Genomic DNA, 23,896 nt, shown 5'->3' with positions numbered 1-23,896 from the left:
CCGGGCAAGCAGCCGAATCAATCCAGCCGCTTGCGGAAACGCAGGATCGCCGCGGCCATCATCAATGCGGCGAACGCCAGCAGCGCCGCCACGTCCGGCCAGAGCTCCAGCAGGCCGGCGCCGCGCAGCATCACGCCGCGGATCAGGCGCAGGAAATGGGTGAGCGGCAGCAGTTCGGCCAGCCACTGGACCGCGCGCGGCATGCCGGCGAACGGGAACATGAAGCCCGACAGCAGGATCGAGGGCAGGAAGATGAAGAACGTCATCTGCATCGCCTGGAACTGCGACTGCGCGCGGGTGCTGATCAGCAGGCCGAGAGTGAGGTTGGCAACGATCAGCAGCGACGAGGCGACGTACACGTCCAGCACGCTGCCGCGCACCGGCACGTCGAACAGCCACATTCCCAGCGCCAGCACCACCGTGGTCTGCAGCAGGCCGATCGCGATGTAGGGCAGCACCTTGCCGATCATCAGCTCCGAGCGGCTCAGCGGCGTTGCCATCAGCAGTTCCATGTTGCCGCGTTCGCGCTCGCGCACGATCGCCACGGAGGTGAACAACACCATCGTCATGGTCAGGATCACCCCGATCAGTCCGGGTACGATGTTGATCGCCGAGCGCCGTTCCGGGTTGTAGAAACTCACCACGCTGACCTGTCCGCGAGCGACGCGCCCGCCCGCCGCATCGCGCGTCGGCCGGCTGTCGAGCGGCAGCTGCGCGAGCTGGATCGCCGCGCTCTGCACCACGGTGTCGCTGCCATCGACCAGCACCTGCACCGCCTCGCGGCCATCGAAGCGGCGACGTTCGAAGTCCGGCGGGATCACGATCCCGATGCTGATCTCGCCGCGCCGCAGCGCTTCCATCAGCTGCTGCGGGGAAGTTGCATCCAGCGTCGGCGAGACGACGCCGGTCGCCACCATGTCCATCACCAGCGCGCGCGAGGCGGCGGTGTTCGCCTGGTCGGCGATACCGGCGTCCAGGCCGCGCAGGTTGAGGTTGATCGCATAGCCGAACAGCACCAGCTGCATTACCGGGATGCCGAGGATCATGGCCAGGGTGACGCGGTCGCGGCGCAGCTGGCGCAGTTCCTTGACCACGATGGCAAGCATGCGGCGCAGGTTCATTCCCGCCCGCCCCGTTGCTCGCGCTCGTCGTCGGACTGGCCGCCGGTTGCGGAGACGAACACGTCTTCCAGGTTGGGCCGCGAGGCCTGCACTTCGGCCTGAAGCCCGGCCTTGTCCAGCTCGCTGCGGACGCCGGCGGCGGCGTCGCCACCACCGTCGTGGTCGGTGAGCACGCGCAGGCGGTTGCCGATCTGCGCCACGCTGAGCACGCCGGGCGCGTCGACCAGGGCCTTCTGCGCCCGCCTTGGATCGCCGGCATCGACCAGCACCGTGCGTCCTTCGAGCGCCGCGGTCAGTTCGGCCGGCGTGCCGTCGGCGACCAGCGCACCGTGGTCGAGGATGGCGATGCGGTGGCAGCGTTCGGCCTCGTCCATGTAGTGCGTGGACACCAGCAGCGTGGTGCCGGCATCGGCGAGGTCGAAGAGCTTTTCCCAGAAGTCGCGCCGCGATTCGGGGTCGACTGCGCTGGTGGGTTCGTCGAGGAACAGCAGCTCCGGCTCCTGGATCACCGCGCCGGCCAGTGCGAGGCGCTGCTTCTGGCCGCCGCTCAGGGTGCCGGCGAGCTGCTTCTCGCGGCCGTCGAAGCGGTACTGCTCCACCAACTCGTCGATGCGCCTGCGCGCCCTCGCCTTCGGCACGTCCTGCACGGCGGCGAGGAACTCCAGGTTCTCGCGCACCGTCAGGTCGTCGAACAGCGAGAATTTCTGGGTCATGTAGCCGATGCGGCTGCGCAGCTGCTCGGACTGCTCGGGAATACGCAGGCCCAGCACCTCGATATCGCCGGCGGTCGGGGTCAGCAGGCCGCAGAGCATGCGGATGGTCGTGGACTTTCCGGAGCCGTTCGGGCCAAGGAATCCGTACACGCAGGCGCTCGGCACGGACAGGTCCACGCTGTCCACGGCGAGCAGGTCGCCGAAGCGCTTGGTCAGGTCGCGGGCGCGGATCGCGGTGTCCGACGTGGTGGGCGCGGCACGATCCCGTTGCGTGGCCACCTCATTGCTCCGGCTGGTCATCCGGGTGCAGGCGCACCCGCATGCCCACGCTTGCTTTGCCGTGGTCGAGCACGCCCACGGCGCCCGTCGTCGGCGTCCATTCGCGCCAGCGCGCGACATCCGGCAGCCACGACCACGCAATGTCGCTCGGCGCCGTGCGGTAGCGGGTTTCGAAACGCCTCATGGTCCGCCCTTCGGCCCGCGCGGTGCCGGCGCGAACTCCACGCGCGCCGGCAGACCGGCCGGCAGGTCGACGCCGGGCGACAACTGCACTTCGGCCAGGTAGCTCAGTCGTGCCGCGTCACTGCCGGTCAGCGCGTAGTACGGCGTGAATGTCGGTTCGCTGCGGATCATGCGCACCGTTCCCTCGTATGAACGTTCGTCTCCGCCATCTCCCGCACCCACGAACACCCGGGTCCGCTGCCCGACGGAGACATCTGCGCGGATCGGCTCCGGCACGTACACACGGGCGAAGGGCGCGTCGCCGACCAGCATCACCACCAGCGGCGCGCCGACCGGCGCCTGGTCGCCCAGCTTGTACGGGATGCTGTCGATGCGGCCGCTGCGCGGCGCCACCAGGTCCAGTTTCTGCAGCACCGCCTGCTCGGCTTCGGCCTGCGCCTGCGCGGCCCGCAGCGCGGCCTCGCCCTGCGCGAGCTGTTCCGGTCGCGTGCCGTGCCGGAGTTCGTCGAGCGCGGCCTGCGCGCCGCGCACCTGCGCCTGCGCATTGCCGGCCGCGGCGCGCGCGCGGTCGACCTCGGCGGCTGCCACCAGCTGGCGCTTGCCCAGCGGCTGCAGGCGCGCGTAGTAGGCACTTGCGTCGCGCGCTTGCGCCTGGGCCGCGGCAAGACCGGCGCGCGCCTGCGCGATGTCCTCCGCGCGCGGACCGGCCTGCAGTTCGGCCAGCGCCTCGCGCTGCCGCTGCGACTGCGCCACCGCCGCTTGCGCCTGCGCGCCGGTACGGGTGCGCTCCAGGGTCAGCAGCCGGGCGCCGGCTTCGACGCGCTGGCCTTCGCGCACCTCGATCGAGACGATGCGCTCGGCCACCGGTGCCGGCAGGGTGACGCGGTCGAACTCCAGCGTCCCCAGCGCCTGCGGCGGATCCTCGCCGCAGCCGGAAAAAAGCAGCGCCACGGCCAACGGCAGCAGGTGCCGATTGCCCCTCGTATTCATGGGAATCTCCGGCAGAAGATTGACGCCGTGGGCGACAGGCGGTGGCGGGCGCGACAGCAGTTCATTTCGCGGGCGCCTTCAGCTCAAGGCCGCGATCGAGCAGCGCGATTGCATGCCTGCGGACGTCGTCGAGGCCGAGATCGTCGGCCTCGAACATCGCCCGCCAGATCGGCGCGCCGGCCACGGGCAGCAGGGTCAGCCCGATCAGCGAGGTCATCAGCAGGCGCGGGTCGAGGTCGGCGTTGAGTTCCCCGCGCGCCTGGGCGGCGGCAAAACGGGCCGCGATCGTGCGTGCCAGTTGCGGCGCGATGCGGGTCACCAGCAGGTCGCGCAGCGCACCGCCTTCGCACAGCACCTCGCGCACCCACAGCTGCGGCCACCAGGGATGCAGCTGCATCACGTCGGTCAGGCCGCAGACGAAGGCGGCCACGGTGTCGGCAACGTCGTCGCCGGCCGCCGCGACGCGCGCCCGGACGATGCCGAACGCCGGCAGCACCCGGTCCTGCACCATCGTTTCCACCAGCTGCGCCTTGTCGCCGTAATAGTAGTGCAGCAACGCGGGCGTGACGTGTGCCTCGGTCGCGATTTCGCGCAGCGACGTCGCCGCGATGCCCTTGACCGCGAAGCGCGCGATGGCCGCATCCAGCAGCAATCCGCGGACATCGCCATGGCCCTGTCGCCGCACCGGCCTGCCGGGTGCCCGCCGGGCCGCGGGTACTGGCGCCGGCGCGACGACCGCCGCGTCGGCACGCTTGCGCGGCGCGCCCTGCTTGGTCGCGACAGGCGCGGACGCTTTCGGTTTCTTTGCGCCGCGCGGGCGTCCTGGTCTGCCATCTGTCATGGGCTGCAATTTAATTCTATGATTAATTAATTGCAAGCGTCCCTGAAGCCGGATCGCTTCGCATAGACCCCAGCCCGGGGGCGCTACCCTTTCCGTCTCCGCCACCCCACTCACGGCCACATGCCCAATTCCCAGCAGCGCGACTTCACCCTCGAACCCGACGACGCCGAGCGCCTGGCCAACCTGGCCGGCCCGTTCGACGGCCACCTGCGCCAGATCGAACTGCGGCTCGGCGTGGAGATCGCCAACCGCGGCAACGTGTTCCGGGTCACCGGACCCGAGGCGGCGCCCGTCGCCCAGGCCGAACGGCTGCTGCGCACGCTGTACGCCGAGGCGGGCGAGGAGACGTTCGACGGCCAGTCGATCAACCTGCGCATGAACGCCGCCGGCGTGGACCCCGGGGTGGATGCGCGCGGCGGCGACGAGGGCTATGTCCCGCAGGAGGTCGCCATCCGCGTGCGCCGCGGCACGGTGCGCGGGCGCGGGCCGAACCAGCAGAAATACCTGCACGCGATCGCCACCCACGACATCAACTTCGGCGTCGGCCCGGCCGGCACCGGCAAGACCTTCCTCGCGGTGGCCAGCGCGGTCGAGGCGTTGAACGAATCGCGGGTGCAGCGGCTGGTACTGGTGCGCCCGGCGGTGGAAGCCGGCGAGAAGCTCGGCTTCCTGCCCGGCGACCTGTCGCAGAAGGTCGATCCGTACCTGCGCCCGCTGTACGACGCGCTGTACGAGATGCTGGGCGTGGAGAAGGTGCTCAAGCTGCTGGAGAAGAACGTCATCGAGATCGCGCCGCTGGCCTACATGCGCGGGCGCACGCTCAACGACGCTTACGTGATCCTCGACGAGGCGCAGAACACGACGATCGAGCAGATGAAGATGTTCCTGACCCGCCTGGGCTTCGGCAGCACCGCGGTGGTGACTGGCGACCTGACCCAGATCGACCTGCCCAAGCACGTCAAATCCGGGCTGCGCGACGCGGTGGAGGTGCTGCACGACGTCGAGGGCGTGAGTTTCACGTTCTTCGAGGCGCGCGACGTGGTGCGGCATCCGCTGGTGGCGCGCATCGTCGGCGCCTACGAGCGCCGCGACGCAGAGGATGCAGCGACTGGCGCGGGATGACGTTGGTGGCGACGCCGGCGAGCGTCGCGCCCGCGGCGTTCAACCGGGCAACGCTGGCCAGCGGCGGCCGTCGCATCGATGATGCAAATGCGCGTACACAGGCATAAAGTCACGGGGTTCCCGCTTCACGGGAACAACGATCCAGGAAAGACGCGCATCGACGCCATCTTCGAACCATGACCAGAGGCCCCACCCGTCTCGACGTTTCCGTCGGTTACGCCCTGCCCCGCGCAGGCCTGCCGGCAGCGGTGAGCTTCCGCAAATGGGTCGCCGCGGCGCTGGCCGGGCGCATCCGCGAGGCCGACCTCGCCGTCCGCCTGGTCGATGCACCTGAAGGTCGAGCGCTCAACCGCCATTACCGCGGCAAGGACTACGCCACCAACGTGCTCAGTTTCCCGGCCGAGATGGCCGAGGGCGTCAAGCTGCCCAAGGGCGTGAAGATGCCGCTGCTCGGCGATCTCGTGCTGTGCGCCCCGGTGGTCGCGCGCGAGGCGCGCGAGCAGCACAAGCCGCTCGCCGCCCATTACGCCCACCTCACCGTGCACGGCACGCTGCACCTGCTGGGCTGGAACCACGAGGATCCGCGCGAAGCCGACTGCATGGAGGCGCTGGAGCGCGAGATCCTCGCCGGCCTGGGCATCGCGGATCCCTACCTGAAACAGTGACCACGCGCGGCGCGGACGCCGGTCGTCGCCACCGGCGTTGCCCGGTTTTGGCGCTACAGGCAGTCGACGAGGCCGTCGAACAGCGTCATCGAAGTGGACGGCAGCGCGGCGTACAGTGGCGCTTCGCCCTGCAGCGCCTGCAGCAGTGATTCGACCGTGGTGCCCGCGACCAGCGGCGAACGGCAGAACCAGCCCGGTGTCCGGGCGACGATGCGTCCATGCACCGGCTCGATCGCCTCGTCGCTCGCGGCGAACGTCCAGCCGCACATGCCGATCCGCCCGGTCACGCGATGCACCGAGCAGGTGTAGCGCAGCGACTCGATGTTGCTGTAGTCGCCCTCGCAGAAGGTGTCGCCGCAGATGTCGTCGAAGTTGCGCTTGAGGTTGTGGCGCAGCGCGTACCAGGCCTCGAAGTCGGCGTCAGCCTGCAGGTAGGCCGACACCTCGACGTAATCGGCCTCGTGCGCGGGTGCTGCGGCTGCGGGTGCGATTTGGGCAAGCAGTGCGGACGCGGCAAGGGCAGCGAACAGGATGGCGTTTCTGGACATGGCTTCGTTCCTTGAAGATGGGATGGGCCGCCGCGCGGCGCGCTTGCGGCTGCGACAAGCCTGCCGGGAGCGGCCACGGCGCAATATCGGCGTTATACCCGCCCCTTGGTCGGGGAAATCCGTAACCAGGCGTCGGAATGGGCCGCGCAGGGTCGCGAGGCGCCCGCGCGCGCGGCGCGTTAAACTGCCCGCAAGGCCCGCCCGGGCATCGACATGACTGCAATGCCAGAGGACGACAGTAGTACTCCCCACGCCACCGAGATCCCGGACAAGCGGCGTTCGTGGCTGGACCGCATCGGTTCGATGCTGTCCGGCGAGCCTTCCACCCGCGACGACCTGGTCGAACTGCTGCGCGATGTGCAGGCGGACGGCCTGATCGCCGCCGACACGCTGAAGATGATGGAAGGCGCGCTGACCGTGTCCGAGCTCAGCGTCGGCGACGTGATGATCCCGCGCTCGCAGATGGTGATGCTGTCGGCCGACGAGAATTTCATCGACCTGATGAAGCACGTCGTCGAGTCTGGACACTCGCGCTTCCCCGTGCATGGCGACGACAAGGACGAGATCCTCGGCGTGCTGCTGGCCAAGGACCTGCTGCGCGGCGTGGTGGCGGACAACGGCCCGGGCACCATCCACGAGCTGCTGCGCCCGGCGGTGCTGATCCCCGAGTCCAAGCGCCTGGACGTGCTGCTGCGCGAGTTCCGGCAGTCGCGCAACCACATGGCGATCGTGATCGACGAGTACGGCGGCGTGGCCGGCCTGCTCACCATCGAGGACGTGCTGGAGCAGATCGTCGGCGAGATCGACGACGAGCACGACGACGCCGAGGATCCCGGCGCGCTGATCGCGGCGCAGGCCGACGGCCAGTACGTGGTCGATGCGCTCACCCCGATCGACGACTTCAACGAGCGTTTCGGCGCCGACTTCGACGACGATGAGTACGACACGATCGGCGGACTGGTCACCGCCGCGATCGGCCACCTGCCCGAGGCCGGCGAAGAGCTCAGCCTGGGCCGCTTCGGCTTCCGCGTGGCGCGCGCCGATGCGCGCCGCCTGCACGCGCTGCTGGTGAGCATCCGCGGCGATGATGGCGGCTGAGCGGACGCGGGTCCCGCGCGGGTTGTGGATGCGGCTGCTGCTGGCCGCGGCGCTGTGCGTGCTGGCCTGCGGCGCGGCGCAGGCCTCGCCCGCGCCGCGCATCGGCGTGGCGACGATGCAGCCGGGCACGGTGTTCTTCGAACGCTTCGGCCACGACGCGATCGTGGTCGTCGACCCGGCCACCGGCGCGGCCACTTCGTACAACTTCGGCTTCTTCGATCCCGACGAACCGGACTTCATCGCCAACTTCGTCCACGGCCGCATGCGCTACCGGCTCGAAGCGCTGCCGTTCGCCGACGACATGGCCTACTACCGCCAGGTCGGCCGCGGCGTCTCGATCCAGTGGCTGAACCTCGCCGACGACGAGGCCACGCGCCTGTCCGCTGCGCTGGCGCAGAACGCCAGGCCGGAAAACGCGCGCTACGGCTACGACTATTTCACGGACAACTGCGCCACCCGCGTGCGCGACGCGATCGACCGGGCGCTGGGCGGATCGCTCAAGCGCCAGATCGAAGGCCGCTCGCACGGCAGCACGTATCGCAGCGAATCGGTGCGCCTGGCCTCGCCCGCGCCCTGGATGTGGCTGGGCTTCGACGTCGGACTCGGGCCGGCGGCGGACCAGCCGCTGTCGGTGTGGCAGGAATCCTTCGTGCCGATGCGCCTGGCCGACGCGCTGCGCGAGGTGGACGGCAGCAATGGCCAGCCGCTGGTGCGGTCCGAAGAGCAGATCCTGCCGCACCGCATCGCCCCGGAACCGGCCGAGGCGCCGCGACCGTGGTGGCCGTGGGCGCTGGCCGGGCTGGCGATCGCGATCACGTTCCAGTGGGTCGCGCGCCGCTCGCCGCGTGCGGTGGCTGCGGGCGCACTGCCGGTCTGGGGCCTGTGCGTCGTGATTGGCGCGCTGATGCTGTTCCTGTGGACCGCCACCGCGCACCGCTTCGCATGGGGCAACCACAACCTGTTGCTGTTCAACCCGCTGTGCCTGCTGCTGCTCCCCGGCGGCTGGCGCATCGCCCGCGGTCGCCCCGCCGGTCCGTGGTTCGCGCGCTGGCTGGCAGCGGTGGCGGCCTGCACGGTGATCGCGCTGTTCCTGCTGTGGCTGCCGGTGGCACCGCAGCGCAACGCGGCCTGGATCGCGCTGCTGCTGCCGATCCACGCAGGCCTGTGGCTGGCGCTGCGCCGGCGCTGACTTGTCGCGCTGGCGGGCCGGGGGCACGATGCCGGCATGAAAACCACCGACACCAGCGCCGCTGCCGCGCGCCCCGATGTCCCCGCCTGCGTGATCAATGCAGCGGTCTACGACAACAGCGGCAAGCTGCGCGACATCTCGCTCGACGAAATCAGCGACGTGCTCGCTGACGACGACGGCAGCTTCGTCTGGGTCGGCGTCTACGAGCCGGGCGACAAGGTGCTCGACAAGCTGCAGGAAGAGTTCGACCTGCACGACCTCGCTATCGAGGACGCGCGCAACGCGCACCAGCGACCGAAGCTCGAGGCCTACGGCGACTGCCTGTTCATCGTCGTCAACACCGCGCAGGTGGTGGACGAGCGCATCCGTTACGGCGAAACCCACGCCTTCCTCGGCCCCCGCTACCTGGTGACCGTGCGCCATGGCGCCTCGCTGTCGTATGCGCCCGTGCGGGCGCGGGTGGAGCGCGAACCGGAGCTGCTGGAGCTCGGCCCGTCCTACGCGCTGTACGCGGTGCTCGACGCGGTGGTCGACAACTACCTGCCGATCGTCGACGAGTTCAAGCAGACTCTGCTGGCGCTGGAGAAGGACATCTTCACCGAGGATTTCCGCCGCGGCACGATGGTGCGGCTGTACGACCTCAAGCGCGAACTGACCTACATGCGGCTGGCGGTGACGCCGCTGCAGGACGTGCTCTCGCAGCTGGTCCGCTCGCCCAGCGCGCTGCTCGCGCCCGAAGTACGGCTGTACTTCCGCGACGTGCTCGACCACTCGGTGCGCAGCAACGAAACCATCGACGCGCTGCGCGACATGCTGGGCACCGCACTGGGCGTGAACCAGGCCCTGGTCACGCTGTCGCAGGGCGAAGTGGTGAAGCGCCTGGCCGGCTGGGCCGCACTGCTGGCCGCCCCTACCCTGGTCACCAGCTGGTACGGGATGAACTTCCGGCACATGCCCGAGCTCGGCGGGCGCTACAGCTACCCGATCCTGATCGGGGCGCTGGCGCTGGGTTGCTTCGGCCTGTACCGCTATCTGAAGAAGGTGCGCTGGCTGTAGGTCCGCTGCGGGCCATGCACGAGTAGATGATGCTCGGCGACGCAACGGTCGTGTCGTCCGGGACGCCACCGTTTCCGCTGCCGCCGTTGCTTTTCGCTCGGCAGGATTGCATCCCGCGGTTGCTGGCGAACCCGCAACCACGATGAGCGATGCATTCTTGAATCCTGAATGCGCGGTCGCCGGAGTTGTCGCTGCCCACCGCGTCCGGGTTTGATCCGGGTCAAGGCGCGCCGCCGCGCCAGCGCCTACTGTCGCCACATGCTCGCCAACCCGACCTTCGACGCCGACCTGCTCCGCCGCTACGACCGGCCCGGGCCGCGCTATACCTCCTACCCGACCGCGCCGCAGTTCGCCGCGGCGTTCGGCGAGGCCGAGCTGCGCGAAGCGGTGCTGGCCAGCAACGGCGACCCGATCCCGCGGCGGCTGTCGCTGTACGTGCACGTGCCGTTCTGCCTGAGCCCCTGCTTCTACTGCGGCTGCAACCGCATCATCACCCGCGACAAGTCGCGCGCCGGCACTTACCTTGCGCGCCTGTATCGCGAAATCGGCCTGATGGCGCAGCTGTTCGACCGCGACCGCGAAGTGATCCAGGTGCACCTGGGCGGCGGCACGCCCAACTTCCTCGACGGCGCGCAGCTGCGCGAGCTGATGGAGACGCTGGCCAGCCAGTTCCGCTTCTCCAATTCGCCGGCGCGCGACATCTCCATCGAACTCGACCCGCGATTCGTCTCGCCCGCCGACATCGCCGGCATGGCCGACATGGGTTTCAACCGCGCCAGCTTCGGGGTGCAGGATTTCGACCCGGCGGTGCAGGAAGCGGTCAACCGTATCCAGACCGTGGACGAAACCCGCGCGGTGGTCGACGCCTGCCGCGCCGGTGGCTTCCGCTCGGTCAACATCGACCTGATCTACGGCCTGCCGAAACAGAACCCCGAGGGCTTCGCGCGCACGATCGACACCGTGCTCGACATGCGGCCCGACCGCCTGGCGGTGTACGGATACGCGCACCTGCCGGAAATGTTCAAGGCGCAGCGGCAGATCCAGGCCGAAGACCTGCCTTCGGCGCAGGCCAAGCTGGGCCTGCTGCAGCTGGCGATCGAGAAGCTCACCGCCGCCGGCTACATGTACATCGGCATGGACCACTTCGCCCTGCCCGACGACGACCTTGCCCAGGCGCAGGCGCGCGGCGGCCTGCACCGCAACTTCATGGGCTACACCACCCACGCCGACAGCGACCTGGTGGGCCTGGGCGTCAGCGCGATCAGCCACATCGGCGGCAGCTTCAGCCAGAACCCGCGCGACCTGCCGAGCTGGCAGATCGCCATCGACGAGGGCCGGCTGCCGGTGTTCCGCGGCATGCGCCTGGACGAGGACGACCTGCTGCGCGCGGACCTGATCCAGCAGCTGATGTGCCAGGCCGAAATCCCGGTCGGTGCGCTGGAACGGCGCTACGACATCGATTTTCACGCCTACTTCGCCGATGCGCTCGCACGACTGAAACCGCTGCAGGACGACGATCTGGTCCGGATCGAGCCTGGCCGCATCAGCGCGACCACGCAAGGACGGCTGTTGTTGCGTAATATCGCCATGTGCTTCGACCGATACCTGCCACTTCCCGACACCGCCGGCGCCACGCCGCGATTCTCCCGCGCCATCTGACCGCGCGAAAGGTTCGCGGGTGAGCGAGACCCCGTTTCCGCGCCTGAGCCCCAGCGTGCTCGCCGACGACGGCGACGCGCTGACGTTCTGCTCGACCTGCGCGTTCTCCCAGGCCTGCCTTTCGCAGGGCATGGACAAGTCGTCGCTGCAGGACCTGCACATGCTGGTCGAGCACGTCGGGCCGCTGCACGCGGGCGACCACGTGTTTCGCGTCGGCGACCCGTTCGAGGCGATCGCCGCGGTGCGCGCCGGCACGGTCAAGACCTACGTGGTCGACCGCGACGGGCGCGAGCACGTGCTGGGCTTCCACTTCCCGGGCGAAGTCATCGGCCTGGATGCGATCGACGGCGACACCTACCCGTGCAACGCGATCGCGCTGGACACGGTGATGCTGTGCCGGTTCTCGTTCCCCAAGATTTCGGTGCTGGCCACGCGCCTGCCCGGGTTGCAGCAGCACCTGTTCCGGCTGCTGAGCCGCAGCATCGGCCGCGCCGCGCTGCTGGCCGGCGACTTCAGCGCCGACGAGCGCATGGCGGCATTTCTGATCGGCATGTCCGAACGCCTCGCCGCGCGCGGCTTCTCGCCGAGCAGGTTCGCACTGACGATGCCGCGCACCGACATCGCCAACTACCTGCGGCTCGCACCCGAAACCGTGAGCCGCGTGCTCAAGCGCTTCCAGGACGACGGCCTGCTGCAAGTCGACCGTCGCGAACTCGAACTGGTTGGCCGCGAGCGGCTCGAAGCGCTCGCCGCGCCGGTCTTGCGACACTGAGACGCAGTTCCGTCGCGGTTTGACGCCGCAACGCCGCATCGACGACGATCGCGGAGCAGTCCACTGGGCGGCTTGACCTGGATCATGGCTGTCCGGTCCCGGGCAAACCACCATGCGCCGTCAAAACCGGAGACCCTCATGGGCAATTACCGCAAGTTGTGGCTCTCGCTCGCCACGCTGCTCGTCGCATCATTCGCCGTGCTCCTGTGGGCGGGCACGGAGATCTTCCGCGCCGCGCCGCCGGTGCCCGAACAGGTGGTCGCAGACGACGGCAGTGTCCTGTACACCCGCGCGGACATCGAAAAGGGCCGCCAGGTCTGGCAGTCGATCGGTGGCATGCAGCTGGGTTCGATCTGGGGCCATGGGGGTTACGTCGCGCCCGACTGGAGCGCGGACTGGCTGCACCGCGAAGCGATCGCGGTGCTCGACATCTGGGCGCGCAGCGACGGCGGCATGGCCAGCTACGCGCAGCTTCCGGCCGAGGAACAGGCCGCGCTGCGCGGTCGCCTGCAGGAGATGATGCGGGCCAACACCTACGATCCGGCCACCGGCACGATCACCGTGTCGCGCGACCGCGCAGTCGCCATGTCCAACGTGGCGGCGCACTACGTCAGCCTGTTCGGCAACGACCCGGCGACGCTGGACCTGCGCAAGGCCTACGCGATGAAGCAGAGCACCGTGGACACCGCCGAACACCGGCAGGCCCTGACGGCGTTCTTCTGGTGGACCGCCTGGGCCGCGACCACCGAGCGTCCGCAGGAAGCGGGCGACGCGATGGTGCCCGACAAGGCCGGCGTCGTCAGCAAGCAGGTCACTTACACCAACAACTGGCCGAGCGAACCGCTGGTGGGCAACACCCCGGCCGCACCGCTCTGGGTCTGGTCGGCCTTCAGCGTGCTGTTCCTGATCGCCGGCATCGCGATCCTGGGCTGGCACCACGCCCGCACCCACGACCGGACCGAGGGACCGCACCCGATTCCCGCCAGCGATCCATTCGCGACGCTGCGCATCACCCCGTCGATGCGCGCGGTGGCCAAGTACTTCTGGGTGGTGCTGGCGCTGTTCCTGGCGCAGATCCTGCTCGGCGCGATCACCGCGCATTACCAGGTCGAGGGTCAGGACGCATACGGCTTCGCGCTGTCCGAGGTGCTGCCCTACTCGCTTTCGCGCACCTGGCACACGCAGCTGGCGGTCCTGTGGATCGCGGTGGCGTGGCTGGGCACCGGCCTGTACATCGCCCCGGCGCTGTCGGGGCATGAACCGAAGTTCCAGCGTTTCGGGGTGAACTTCCTGTTCTTCTCGCTGCTGGTCATCGTGGTTGGCTCGTTCGCCGGGCAATGGCTGGCGGTGATGCAGAAGCTGGGGCTCGAGAACAACTTCTGGTTCGGCCACCAGGGCTGGGAGTACGCCGACATGGGCCGTTTCTGGCAGTGGTACCTGTTCATCGGCCTGCTGCTGTGGGTGGCGCTGGTAGGCCGCGCGCTGTGGCCGGTGCTGCGCGACAAGGCCAACGAGACGCGGCACATCGTCGGGCTGCTGTTCCTGGCCACCACCGCCATCGGGCTGTTCTTCGCCTCGGCGCTGATGTGGGGCGAGCACACGCACATCTCCGAGGTCGAATACTGGCGCTGGTGGCTGGTGCACCTGTGGGTGGAAGGCTTCTTCGAGGTCTTCGCGACCGCGGTGATGGCGCTGATCTTCACCCGCCTGGGACTGATCCGGCTGTCCACGGCCACCGCCGCGGTGCTGTTCGCGACGATCGTGTTCATGGCCGGCGGCGTGCTCGGCACCCTGCACCACCTGTACTTCGTCGGCACGCCGACGGCGGTGGTGGCACTGGGCGCGAGCTTCAGCGCGCTGGAAGTGGTGCCGCTGGCCTACATCGGCTTCGAGGCCTACGAGACCTGGAAGCACGGCAAGGCCACCCCGTGGATGGCGCGCTACCGCTGGCCGGTGCTGTTCTTCATCGCGGTGTCGTTCTGGAACCTCGTTGGCGCCGGGCTGTTCGGCTTCCTGATCAATCCGCCGCTGTCGCTGTACTACATGCAGGGCCTCAACCTGACCCCGCTGCACGGCCACACCGCGCTGTTCGGCGTGTACGGCATGCTCGGCATCGCGCTGGTCCTGTTCTGCCTGCGCGGCCTGCGCGGACAGATGGTCTGGGATACGCGTTCGCTGAAGGTGTCGTTCTGGTGCCTCAACATCGGCCTGGCGCTGATGGCGGTGCTGACCCTGCTGCCGCTGGGCACGATGCAGCTGCTGGCGGCGATCGAGCACGGCTACGCCTATGCGCGCTCGGCGGAGTTCATGCAACGGCCAATCGTGGCGATGCTGGTGTGGATGCGGGTGCCGGGCGACACGATCTTCAGCGTCGGCGCGTTGGCGCTGGCGTGGTTCGTGCTGCGGCTGTGGATCGCGCCCACGCGCGAGGTGGCGCTCACGGGCGAACCCGAACGCGACTGAACGACCGCACGGGACTGCAGAAGTCCCCGCGGGAGATACCGAAACGGGCCGCGTCGCGGCCCGTTTCGTCTTTTCAGGGGCGGTGATCTGGATCAAGGTCGCCGCTTCGCGCACCCGGCACAATGCGACCCATGGCCAGCCCTCCTCCCGATTCTGCAGCGACGCTCTCGCCGGCGATGCTGGCGCGCGCGCCGCATCGACTGCTCTTCTTCATCGGTGCAGCCAATGTGCTGCTGGCCATGGCCTGGTGGACGCTATGGCTGGTCGAAGCGCGCTGGCAGGTGCTCGGGCTGCCGCAGCCGCGGGTCTACGGCGGCTGGATCCACGCGATCGTGATGCAGTACCAGGTGCTGGCGCCTTTCATGTTCGGCTTCCTGCTGACCGTATTCCCGCGCTGGATGGGGCAGGAAGATCTCACCCGCTGGCACTACGTGCCGGTGGGGCTGGGGCTGTTCGGCGGCCAGCTGTTGACCCTGGCCGGTGCGCTGGGGCCGGCGCACCTGGTGCACCTGGGCGCGGTGTTCACCCTGGTCGGCTGGGGCACGGGGCTGCTGTACCTGCTGCGCATGGTGTGGCACGACGGCGGCAAGACCTGGCACGCGGTGTCGTGCGCGGCAGCGCTGTTCCTTGGCTTCGTCGGGCTGCTGGCCTACGCCGCGTTCCTGCACGTGGAAGACGCGCGGCTGATGTTCGCGGCGATCAAGATCGGCACGTTCGGCCTGCTGCTGCCGGTGTACTTCACGGTCGCGCACCGGATGTTCCCGTTCTTCGCCGGCAATGCCGTGAAAGGCTACAAGCCATGGCGGCCGATGTGGCTGCTGGGCGCGTTCTGGCCGCTGGTGCTGGCGCACCTGGCGCTGGAGCTGGTGCACGGCTATCAGTGGCTGTGGCTCGCGGACGCGCCGCTGCTCGCGCTGTCCGGCGCCTGGCTATGGCGCAACTGGCCGCGCGCGCCGGTGCCGCTGCTGCTGCGGGTGCTGTTCTGGGGCTACGCGTGGCTGCCGGTGGCGCTGGCGCTGTTCATCGCCCAGAGCGCGGTCTACGCGATCAACGGCGACTTCATCCTCGGCCGCGCACCGGCGCATGCGCTGTTCATCGGCTTCTTCGGCGGACTGCTGGTGGCGATGGTCACGCGGGTCACCCAGGGCCACTCCGGGCGGCCACTCGTGTTCGGCGGCGTGGCGACCTTCGCCTTCGTGGTGATCCAGCTGACCTGCGTGCTGCGCATCGCAGCCGAACTGGTGCCCGACCACATGGCCTGGCACGCCGCTGCCGCGGCGGGCTGGCTGCTGGCATTCGCACCCTGGGTGCTGCGCTCGCTGGGGATCTACCTGGCGCCGCGCGCCGACGGCAAGCCGGGCTGAACCGGAGAGCAAGCCGATGATCGAGTTCTATCCCCAGATCCGCCACGTCCACATCTTCGCGGTGATGCTCAGCGGCAGTCTGTTCGCGCTGCGCGGCGCATTCGCGCTCGCCGGCGCGCGCTGGCCGCACTTCGCGCCGGTGCGCTACCTGAGCTACACCATCGACACCACGCTGCTGACCGCCGCGCTGATGCTGGTGACGATCCTGCCCGGCGCGGTGTTCGCCAACGGCTGGCTGGCGACCAAGCTGGTGCTGGTGGTGGCCTACGTCGTGCTCGGCGTGCTGGCGATGAAGCGCGGACGCACGCGGGGCGTGCGCGTGGGCTGCTACGTCGCCGCGCTGGCCACCTTCGCGATGATCTACACGATCGCGCGCGCGCACCAACCCCTGGGGTTCCTCCATGCCTGGTTCGCCTGATGCGATCGCGCTGGCAGCGTCCGACCCGGACCGCTCCTGGCTCGATGCGCTGTTCCTCGGCCCCTACGGCGAGAACGACGCGCTGCTCGAACGGCTGATCGTCGAATTCCTGCGCGACCACGTCTACTGGCGCCGCAACTTCCATCCCGAGGATCCGCCGGCAATCCCGACCCATGCCGCGCGGCAGCCCGGCTACCAGGCCTTCGAAGCGCGGCTGCGGCGCGAGCTGCACCAGCTTTCGGCGTCGCTCAAGCGGTCGGTGCCCTTCCACAGCCCGCGCTACATCGGCCACATGGCGTCCGACCTGCTGCTGCCGGGACTGGCGGCGCAGATCCTGACCCTGCCCTACAACCCCAACAACGTCAGCGAGGACGCGGCCCCCGTCACCATCGACCTGGAGGTGAAGGCGGGCCTGCAGCTGGCGCGGATGCTCGGCTACCCGGATGACACGTCGCGGCCCGACTGCGCGTTCGGGCACCTGACCTCCGGCGGCACCGTCGCCAACTACCAGGCGCTGCGGCTGGCGCTGGCGCTGAAGGCGTTTCCGGTGGCGCTGCTCGCCGCCGGCGTGCCCGACATCGACCTGCCCGCCGACGACTGGAGCGCGTTCAACCTCGGTCCCGACGCGGGCATCGAGCTGCTCGAGCGCGCCAACGCCTGGCTCGCCGCGCAGCCGCCGCGCGAGCGGCGCCGCTGGGTGCGTGCGGTGCAGGCGCAGCGGATCGAACACTTGGGACTGGTCGCATTCTTCGCCCGCCACGCCGGGCTGAAGGTGCCGAAGGTGCTGGCCCCGATCACGGCGCACTATTCCTGGAGCAAGGGCCTGAAGCTGCTCGGACTCGGGCGCGACCAGCTCGAACTCCTCCCCGAGCGCGGCATGCGCCTGGATCCCCACGCACTGGAGGACACGCTGGCGCGCTGCCAGCTCGAGCGGCAGCCGGTGCTGATGACGGTCGCGGTGCTCGGCACCACCGAATACGGCACGATCGATCCAGTCGACGCGGTGGTCGACGCGCGCGACCGCTGGACCACGCGCGGCCTCGGCTTCAGCGTGCACGTCGACGGCGCATGGGGCGGCTACCTCGCCACCCTGTTCCGCAACGAGGACGGCAGCCTGCGGACGATCGACGAGGTCGGCGAGGGCTTCGCGCGGTTCCCGCTGCCGGAAGTGCACGCCGCATTCACCGCGCTCGGCCGCACCGATTCGGTCACGGTCGACCCGCACAAACTGGGCTACCTGCCCTACGGCGCCGGCGCCTTCGTCTGCCGCGACCACCGCGCCGTCGCGCTGCTGGCCGAGGCGGCCGACTACGTCTTCCACGACACCCGGGCCGACGACTACAGCGCGCGCTACCGGCGCCTGGGCCAGTTCGTGCCGGAGGGATCGAAGTCCGGCGCCGCCGCGGCCGCGGTGTACGTCACGCACAAGGTGCTGCCGCTCGACCACGCCCACTTCGGCCGCCTGCCACGGCAAACCGTACTGGCCGCCGAATCGTTCCACGCCGGCAGCGACCGCCTTGCGGCGGCGCTGGAGGGCGTGGCGCGGGTGGCGGTTCCGTTCGCGCCCGACAGCAACCTGGTCTGCCTGGCCATCAACCCGGCCGGCAACCGCGACCTCGGCGTCGCCAACGCGTTCGTGCGCCAGCTGCACGACGAACTGCGCGCCGATCCGCGCCAGCCGCTGCAGGTGAAGCAGTTCTTCGGTTCGATGACCACGCTGCGGCCCGAGGCGGTCGGCGACGTGGAAATGGCCCGCATCCTCGCCTCGATCGGGATCGATCCGGCCACGCTCGATCCCGATGCCAACGACAGCGACCGGCTGGTCATCCTCCGGCACACCCTGATGAACCCCTACCTGGTCGACCACGCCAACGGCATCAGCTACATCGAGCTGTACCTCGAACACCTCGGCCATCGCATCCGCGACCGACTCGCGGCGGCACAGGCGGCATGAACGCATCGTCGACGCCCAGCGACATCGACGCCCGGGCGTGGACCGTCGACGCGATCGCCCGCCTGCACCGCGAGGCGGCGCGCTCGGCGGACACGCACCTGCTGCACGCCGCGTTCCCGGGCCTGCCGGGCATCGACTTCTACTTCAAGGACGAGGCCTCGCATCCCACCGGCAGCCTCAAGCACCGGCTGGCGCGCTCGCTGTTCCTGTACGCGCTATGCAATGGCAGGCTGCTGCCCGGGCAGCCGGTGGTGGATGCCTCGTCGGGCAGCACGGCCATCTCCGAGGCGTGGTTCGCACGGCTGCTGGGACTGTCGTTTACCGCGGTGATGCCGGCTTCGACTGCGCCGGCCAAGATCGAGGCGGTGCATGCGCTGGGCGGACACTGCGAACTCACCGGCCCGCACGCCTGCCCGCAGGCGCGCGCCCGCGAAATCGCCGCGCGCGGGGCCTGCTTCCTCGACCAGTTCGGTCTCGCCGAGCGCGCCACCGACTGGCGCGGCAACAACAACATCGCCGAATCGATCATCGGCCAGCTGCAGCGCGAACGCTTCCACGAGCCGGCCTGGATCGTCTGCGGGGCCGGCACCGGCGGCACCTCGGCCACGATCGGACGCTACCTGCGCTATCGCGGCATGCGCACGCGGCTGTGCGTGGCCGAGCCCACCGGCATGGCCTTCGCGCGGGCCTGGCAGACGCGCGACCACGGCGCGCACGCCACGCATTCGACCTGCATCGAGGGCATCGGCCGGCCGAACGCCGAGCCGGGCTTCCTGTTCGAGGTCGTGGACAAGGTGGTCGAGGTGCCCGACGCGGCCTCGATCGCCGGCGCGCAACTGCTCGAACACCACCTGGGCCGCCGCTACGGCGGTTCGTCCGGCACCAACCTGGTGGCCTGCCTGCAGCTGGCCGAAGCCATGCTCGCGCAGGGCGAGCAGGGCAGCATCGTCAGCTTGCTGTGTGACCGCGGCGAACGCTACGACCGCACCCTGTTCGATCCGCAATGGCTGTCGCGCAGCGGCATCGATCCGGCGCCGTGGGTCCAGCGCCTCCGAGCGATCGTCGACGGCGAAGCCGCGCCTGATTGATGCGACGCGACGCGGCCAGTCGGCCGTACACGGGTGCAGTAGCCCGGCGAAACCGCAGCCGGGGCCCCGGCGTGGCGTGGGCCTGCATTGCCGACTGCGCCCAGTGCGCGACCGCCCGCTGCCGCGCTTGACCGCTGTCAGGGCGGACGCCGCCTGCGCCTGTGATGCTGCCGCGCACGCCACTTCCGGACCCGCCGCCATCGCCGACCACGACCTGCGCGCCTTCCTTGCCCGGCTCGAGGCCAGCGGCCAGCTGCGCCGCGTCGCCGCGCCGGTCGATCCCGAACTCGAGTCCACCTCGCTTTGCCTGCGCGCGCTGCGCGCCGGCGGATCGGCCCTGCTGATGGAGCACCCCATCGGCAGCCACCACGCCTACCTGGGCAACCTCTACGGCCATCGCGATCGCATCGAGGCGGCGCTGGCCGGCAGGCCCCTGGCCAGCCTGCGCGAACTGGGCGAGCTGCTCGCGGCGATCAGGGAGCCGCGCTGGCCGTCCAGCCTGCGCGCGGCGCTGGACACGTGGCCGGAGCTGGCGCAACTGGCGCACGTCGCGCCACGGAAGATGCGCGATGCGGCATTCCTGCACGAGACACTGGAAGGCGACGACATCGATCTTGCCCGCCTGCCGATCCAGCGCTGCTGGCCAGGCGACGCGGCCAGGCTCGTCACCCTGGGCCTCGTGGTCACCCGCGGCACCCGCAAGCCGCGCCAGAACGTGGCGGTCTACCGCCAGCAGGTGATCGGCCCGAACCGGATCATCATGCGCTGGTTGCCGCACCGCGGCGGCGCGCTGGACTTCGCCGACTGGACCGCCACCCACCCCGGCCAACCCTTCCCGGTGCTGGTGGCCATCGGCGCCGACCCGGCCACCGTGCTGGCAGCGGTGGCGCCGATTCCAGACACGCTGTCCGAGTACGAATTCGCCGGCCTGCTGCGCGGCCAGCGCACCCGCGTGTGGCCCAGCCGGCTGACCGGGCTGGACGCGCCAGCCGGCTGCGAGATCCTGCTGGAAGGCTTCATCGAGCCGGGCGACACCGCGCTGGAAGGCCCGTTCGGCGACCACACCGGCTACTACAACGCGCAGGACCATTTTCCGGTGATGACCATCCAGCGCATGCACCTGCGCCAGGACGCCATCTACCAGGGCAGCTACATGGGCCGCGCGCCGTTCGACGAACCGTCGGTGATGGCGATGGCGCTCAACGACGTGTTCGTGCCGCTGCTGCGCAAGGTGTTCCCGGAGATCGTGGATTTCCACCTGCCGCCGGAAGCGTGTTCGTACCGGATCGCGGTGGTCGCCATCCGCAAGCAGTATCCCGGCCACGCGCGCAGGATCATGATGGGGATCTGGTCGTACCTGCGCCAGTTCACCTACACCAAGTTCGTGATCGTCACCGACGATGACATCGACGTGCGCGACTGGTCGCAGGTGATCTGGGCGATCTCCACCCGCGTCGACCCGGTGCGCGACAGCGTGCTGATCGACAAGACCCCGGTCGACTACCTCGATTTCTCCAGCCCAGTCCCGAACCTCGGATCCAAGCTGGGGCTGGACGCGACCAACAAATGGCCCGCGGAAACCTCACGCACGTGGAGCACGCCGATCCGGCTCGACCCGGCGGTGGAACGCCGGGTCGATGCGCTGTGGCAGCGGCTGGCCGGCTAGTCAGTCGGCGTGCTTGCCCCAGTCCGGATCGTCGAACAGCTGCGGATACTGCACCAGCGATTCCTGCATCGGCCCCAGTTCGGCCTTCGTGAACCTGCCCGCGCGCGCCGCGTCGGCGCCGAGGATGAACTTCGCCAGCAGGCCATGCAGCGCCGCATCCGCTTCCGGCGCGAGCTTGCAGTTGGTGAACATGTCCTGGATCGCGGCGTCGATCCGAGCCACCGCGTTGTCGCGCTGGGTGTCGTCCAGGTGGCCCATCTGGTAGTGGTCCAGGGCCTCGGTCGCCTCGGCCAGGCTGCGCATGCCAGCGCGCAGCGGCGCGTCCGTGGCCCAGCGCCGCGCCGGCGCCGGCGCGTCGTGGGCGGCATGCGCCGCGTGCGCGGCATGGTCGTGCTGCGCGGCCGATTGCGCCATCGCCGGCGACGCGGACACTGCCGCCGCGGCGCTCATGGCCAAGGCTGCAACGAGGGTGCGACGGGGAATGCGTGACAACATCTGGAACCTCCGGATTGCGGGTGAGCGTGCTGCCCACGCCTGTGGATACCGTGCCATGGTCCGCGGGCAGGGCCCATGACCCAGGTCAACGCACCGGTGCAGCGGTCCGCTCACCCCGGACGTTCCTGCAACGGCAACCGCATCACCACCCGCGCGCCGCCCAATGGCGAGCGGTCGGCTGCCATCGACCCGCCATGCAACGCGGCGATGGCGTGCACGATCGACAGGCCCAGGCCACTGCCACTGCCGCCGCTGCGCATGAAACGCTCGCCCAGCCGCCGCGCCAGATCGTCGGGAAAGCCGGGACCGTCATCGTCCACCACCAACTCGACGTGGTCGCCAAGCGCGTGCAGGCCGACGTCCACGCGCCCCGGCGCTCGACCATGGGCGATGGCGTTTTCCACCAGGTTATGGATGGCGATGCCGAGCAGGCCGGCGCTGCCGCGCACCGACGCATCGTCCGCCGCCAACAGCGACAGCTGCACGCCACGCGGTTGTGCGTGCTCGCTGGCGTCGGCCACGGTGCGGCGGGCCACCTCGGCCAGCGACACGATGGCGGCGTCCGGCACCGCGTCCAGCGATTCCACGCGCGCCAGGGTCAGCAACTGCGTGACCAGCCGCTCCATTCGCTGCAGGCCCTCGCGCGCACGCCGCAGATGCTGCTTGCCGCTCGAGGCGTCGCCCGCCTTGCCGGCGAGGTCGAGTTCCATCTGCAGGACCGCAAGCGGATGGCGCAGCTCATGGGCCGCATCGGCGGTAAAGCGGCGCTCGCGCTCGAGGGCCGCATCCAGGTTGCCCACCAGGGCGTCCACCGCGCGGGTGAGCTGCACCAGCTCGCCGGGCACGTCGTCGCGGGTCAGCGTGGGCGGGTGCGCGGGCTGCGCATCGATCGCGCGCGACACCGACCGCAGCGCCGACAGGCCGCCCCGCAGGCCCAGCCACGTCGCCACGGGCAACAGCGCAATCAGTGCGAGCAGTGGCGTGAGCGTGCCGCGCACCAGTGCGGACAGCAGTTCGTCGCGGTCGTGCAGCGGCGCGGCCACCTGGATCCAGTGCCGATGCGCGGCATCCCAACGCTGGTACACGCGCCAGCGTTCGCCGGCATGGCGCAGGCTGTGGAAGTGCGCTTCGGGATCATCGATGTGGAGTGGCGGCAGGCTGGAGGCGTCGAGCAGCACGCGACCGCTGCGGTCGCGCACCACGATCTCCGGGCGGGGACCTTCGTCGCCCTCGCGCCTTTCGCTTTCCGCGATCGCGTTCCGCGCGAAAGCGGCATCGGGCATCGAGGCGATCACCGCCAGCACGCTGGCGGCGGTGCGCTCCAGTTCGCGGTCGAACATCTCGGCGGTTTCGTGGCGGGCGCCCTGCGCCAGCCACAGGCCCGCGCCCAACCACAGCGCCACCACCGGCAGGCCGACGAACCACAGCAATCGCTGCTGCAGCGAAGGGCGCCTCATCGCGGGGCCCCCTCGTCTCCGGTTGCGTGCAGCGGTGGCGGATCCGGCGGGAACAGCGCATAGCCGACGCCGCGCAGGGTGCGCACCCAACCCGGGCCCAGCTTGCGACGCAGGTGGTGCACGTGGACCTCGACGGCGTTGCTCGCCAGTTCCTCGCCCCAGCCGTACACCGCTTCCTCCAGCTGCGCGCACGAGAGGGCGCGCCCGGGTCGCGCGGCCAGCGACTCAAGCAGGGCGTACTCGCGCGGCGACAGCTCCAGCGGGCTCCCGCCCATGCGAGCGGTGCGCGCAGACGGGTCCAGCTCGAGGTCGCCGATGCGCTGCACGGGCCCGGCGTCACCGCCCGAACGCCGCAGCAGCGCGCGTACGCGTGCAGCCAGTTCTTCAAGGTGCACCGGTTTGACCACGTAGTCGTCCGCGCCGCAGTCCAGGCCGGCGACGCGGTCGTCCAGCGCATCGCGCGCGGTCAACAGCAGCACCGGGGTGGCATCGCCGCGACGCCGCAGGGCGCGCACGACATCCACGCCCGTCATGCGCGGCAGGTTCCAGTCGAGGATGGCCGCGGCGTACGGCGCACTGTCGAAGGCATGCAGCGCATGCAGGCCATCCTCCACCCAGTCCACCGCGTGGCCGAGGTGGCGCAGGCCGTCCGCCAGGGCGCGGCCCAGCGCGCGGTCGTCTTCGGCGAGAAGCAATCGCATGGATGCAACTTAGGCCGGCCGGGAGAGCCCGACCTTGATCTGGGGCAACTGCCC

At 69.9% G+C, this 23,896-nt stretch carries 22 protein-coding genes; 13 read left to right on the top strand and 9 right to left on the bottom strand.

What is annotated here, in order from left to right; all coding sequences use genetic code 11:
* Positions 1-17 precede the first annotated feature (17 nt).
* The 5 genes from ACFOM9_RS02495 to ACFOM9_RS02475 form a co-directional block, all read right to left on the bottom strand.
* Positions 18-1,121, bottom strand: coding sequence for an ABC transporter permease (locus tag ACFOM9_RS02495; protein WP_386705859.1), 1,104 nt, complete (start codon positions 1,119-1,121; stop codon positions 18-20).
* Entirely contained in the window at positions 1,118-2,065 is a 948-nt protein-coding gene (locus tag ACFOM9_RS02490; RefSeq protein WP_386707261.1) for an ABC transporter ATP-binding protein, read from the bottom strand. The genes ACFOM9_RS02495 and ACFOM9_RS02490 overlap by 4 nt, the downstream gene beginning before the upstream one ends.
* A 49-nt stretch (positions 2,066-2,114) precedes the next feature.
* On the bottom strand, positions 2,115-2,297 hold the full coding sequence (locus ACFOM9_RS02485; RefSeq protein ID WP_386705857.1) for a hypothetical protein: 183 nt from the start codon (positions 2,295-2,297) through the stop codon (positions 2,115-2,117).
* A complete protein-coding gene (locus ACFOM9_RS02480; RefSeq protein WP_386705855.1) occupies positions 2,294-3,286 on the bottom strand; it encodes an HlyD family secretion protein in 993 nt (330 codons plus the stop codon). Before ACFOM9_RS02480 ends, ACFOM9_RS02485 begins: the two co-directional genes overlap by 4 nt.
* A 61-nt stretch (positions 3,287-3,347) precedes the next feature.
* Positions 3,348-4,127: a TetR/AcrR family transcriptional regulator gene (locus ACFOM9_RS02475; RefSeq protein WP_386705853.1), complete on the bottom strand. Its 780-nt coding sequence runs from the start codon at positions 4,125-4,127 to the stop codon at positions 3,348-3,350.
* Positions 4,128-4,247: 120 nt separating this feature from the next.
* Between ACFOM9_RS02475 and ACFOM9_RS02470 the strand changes: the two genes are divergently transcribed.
* Positions 4,248-5,249 carry a PhoH family protein gene (locus ACFOM9_RS02470; RefSeq protein ID WP_386705851.1) on the top strand — a complete coding sequence of 334 codons (1,002 nt, stop codon included), beginning with the start codon at positions 4,248-4,250 and terminating at the stop codon, positions 5,247-5,249.
* 176 nt (positions 5,250-5,425) lie between these two features.
* A complete protein-coding gene (gene ybeY / locus ACFOM9_RS02465) occupies positions 5,426-5,914 on the top strand; it encodes an rRNA maturation RNase YbeY (RefSeq protein WP_386705849.1) in 489 nt (162 codons plus the stop codon).
* A gap of 53 nt (positions 5,915-5,967) precedes the next feature.
* Here the strand turns inward: ybeY and ACFOM9_RS02460 are convergent, their stop codons facing one another.
* Positions 5,968-6,462 (bottom strand): hypothetical protein, encoded by a 495-nt coding sequence (locus tag ACFOM9_RS02460; protein ID WP_386705847.1) that lies wholly within the window; start codon positions 6,460-6,462, stop codon positions 5,968-5,970.
* A gap of 222 nt (positions 6,463-6,684) precedes the next feature.
* On the opposite strand from ACFOM9_RS02460, the gene ACFOM9_RS02455 reads away from it, so the two are divergent.
* The 11 genes from ACFOM9_RS02455 to ACFOM9_RS02405 all read left to right on the top strand — a co-directional run bounded on the left by ACFOM9_RS02455 (position 6,685) and on the right by ACFOM9_RS02405 (position 21,189).
* Positions 6,685-7,560, top strand: coding sequence for an HlyC/CorC family transporter (locus ACFOM9_RS02455; protein WP_386707258.1), 876 nt, complete (start codon positions 6,685-6,687; stop codon positions 7,558-7,560).
* 28 nt (positions 7,561-7,588) lie between these two features.
* Positions 7,589-8,749 (top strand): lipoprotein N-acyltransferase Lnb domain-containing protein, encoded by a 1,161-nt coding sequence (locus ACFOM9_RS02450; RefSeq protein WP_386705845.1) that lies wholly within the window; start codon positions 7,589-7,591, stop codon positions 8,747-8,749.
* Positions 8,750-8,785: 36 nt separating this feature from the next.
* On the top strand, positions 8,786-9,805 hold the full coding sequence (locus ACFOM9_RS02445) for a magnesium and cobalt transport protein CorA (RefSeq protein WP_386705843.1): 1,020 nt from the start codon (positions 8,786-8,788) through the stop codon (positions 9,803-9,805).
* Between the two features lie 258 nt (positions 9,806-10,063).
* Positions 10,064-11,464 carry an oxygen-independent coproporphyrinogen III oxidase gene (gene hemN, locus ACFOM9_RS02440; protein ID WP_386705841.1) on the top strand — a complete coding sequence of 467 codons (1,401 nt, stop codon included), beginning with the start codon at positions 10,064-10,066 and terminating at the stop codon, positions 11,462-11,464.
* A 19-nt stretch (positions 11,465-11,483) separates the two neighbouring features.
* Complete coding sequence (locus ACFOM9_RS02435; RefSeq protein ID WP_386705839.1) at positions 11,484-12,236, top strand: helix-turn-helix domain-containing protein; 753 nt, start codon at positions 11,484-11,486, stop codon at positions 12,234-12,236.
* 138 nt (positions 12,237-12,374) lie between these two features.
* Positions 12,375-14,699 (top strand): nitric-oxide reductase large subunit, encoded by a 2,325-nt coding sequence (locus ACFOM9_RS02430; protein ID WP_386705837.1) that lies wholly within the window; start codon positions 12,375-12,377, stop codon positions 14,697-14,699.
* A gap of 131 nt (positions 14,700-14,830) precedes the next feature.
* Positions 14,831-16,063, top strand: coding sequence for an NnrS family protein (locus tag ACFOM9_RS02425; protein ID WP_386705835.1), 1,233 nt, complete (start codon positions 14,831-14,833; stop codon positions 16,061-16,063).
* Positions 16,064-16,079: 16 nt separating this feature from the next.
* A complete protein-coding gene (locus tag ACFOM9_RS02420) occupies positions 16,080-16,481 on the top strand; it encodes a SirB2 family protein (protein WP_386705834.1) in 402 nt (133 codons plus the stop codon).
* Positions 16,465-18,435, top strand: a complete 1,971-nt coding sequence (locus ACFOM9_RS02415) for a pyridoxal phosphate-dependent decarboxylase family protein (protein ID WP_386705832.1) — start codon at positions 16,465-16,467, stop codon at positions 18,433-18,435. The genes ACFOM9_RS02420 and ACFOM9_RS02415 overlap by 17 nt, the downstream gene beginning before the upstream one ends.
* Positions 18,432-19,523: a PLP-dependent cysteine synthase family protein gene (locus ACFOM9_RS02410; RefSeq protein ID WP_386705830.1), complete on the top strand. Its 1,092-nt coding sequence runs from the start codon at positions 18,432-18,434 to the stop codon at positions 19,521-19,523. Before ACFOM9_RS02415 ends, ACFOM9_RS02410 begins: the two co-directional genes overlap by 4 nt.
* Positions 19,524-19,650: 127 nt before the next feature.
* Entirely contained in the window at positions 19,651-21,189 is a 1,539-nt protein-coding gene (locus ACFOM9_RS02405; RefSeq protein ID WP_449284259.1) for a UbiD family decarboxylase, read from the top strand.
* On the opposite strand, the gene ACFOM9_RS02400 is transcribed toward ACFOM9_RS02405, so the two are convergent.
* The 3 genes from ACFOM9_RS02400 to ACFOM9_RS02390 form a co-directional block, all read right to left on the bottom strand.
* Positions 21,190-21,639, bottom strand: a complete 450-nt coding sequence (locus ACFOM9_RS02400; RefSeq protein ID WP_386705829.1) for a DnrO protein — start codon at positions 21,637-21,639, stop codon at positions 21,190-21,192. It lies immediately after the preceding gene.
* A 155-nt stretch (positions 21,640-21,794) separates the two neighbouring features.
* The gene (locus ACFOM9_RS02395) at positions 21,795-23,141 is read right to left on the bottom strand and encodes a sensor histidine kinase (RefSeq protein ID WP_386705827.1); all 1,347 of its coding nucleotides are present in this window, start codon (positions 23,139-23,141) and stop codon (positions 21,795-21,797) included.
* Positions 23,138-23,842, bottom strand: coding sequence for a response regulator transcription factor (locus ACFOM9_RS02390; protein WP_386705825.1), 705 nt, complete (start codon positions 23,840-23,842; stop codon positions 23,138-23,140). Before ACFOM9_RS02390 ends, ACFOM9_RS02395 begins: the two co-directional genes overlap by 4 nt.
* Positions 23,843-23,896: the final 54 nt, after the last annotated feature.

This window comes from Luteimonas notoginsengisoli (assembly GCF_042648885.1).
Lineage (GTDB): Bacteria > Pseudomonadota > Gammaproteobacteria > Xanthomonadales > Xanthomonadaceae > Luteimonas > Luteimonas notoginsengisoli.
The sequence above is the reverse complement of the archived record's forward strand: the minus strand, read 5'-3'. Positions and strand labels throughout refer to the sequence as shown.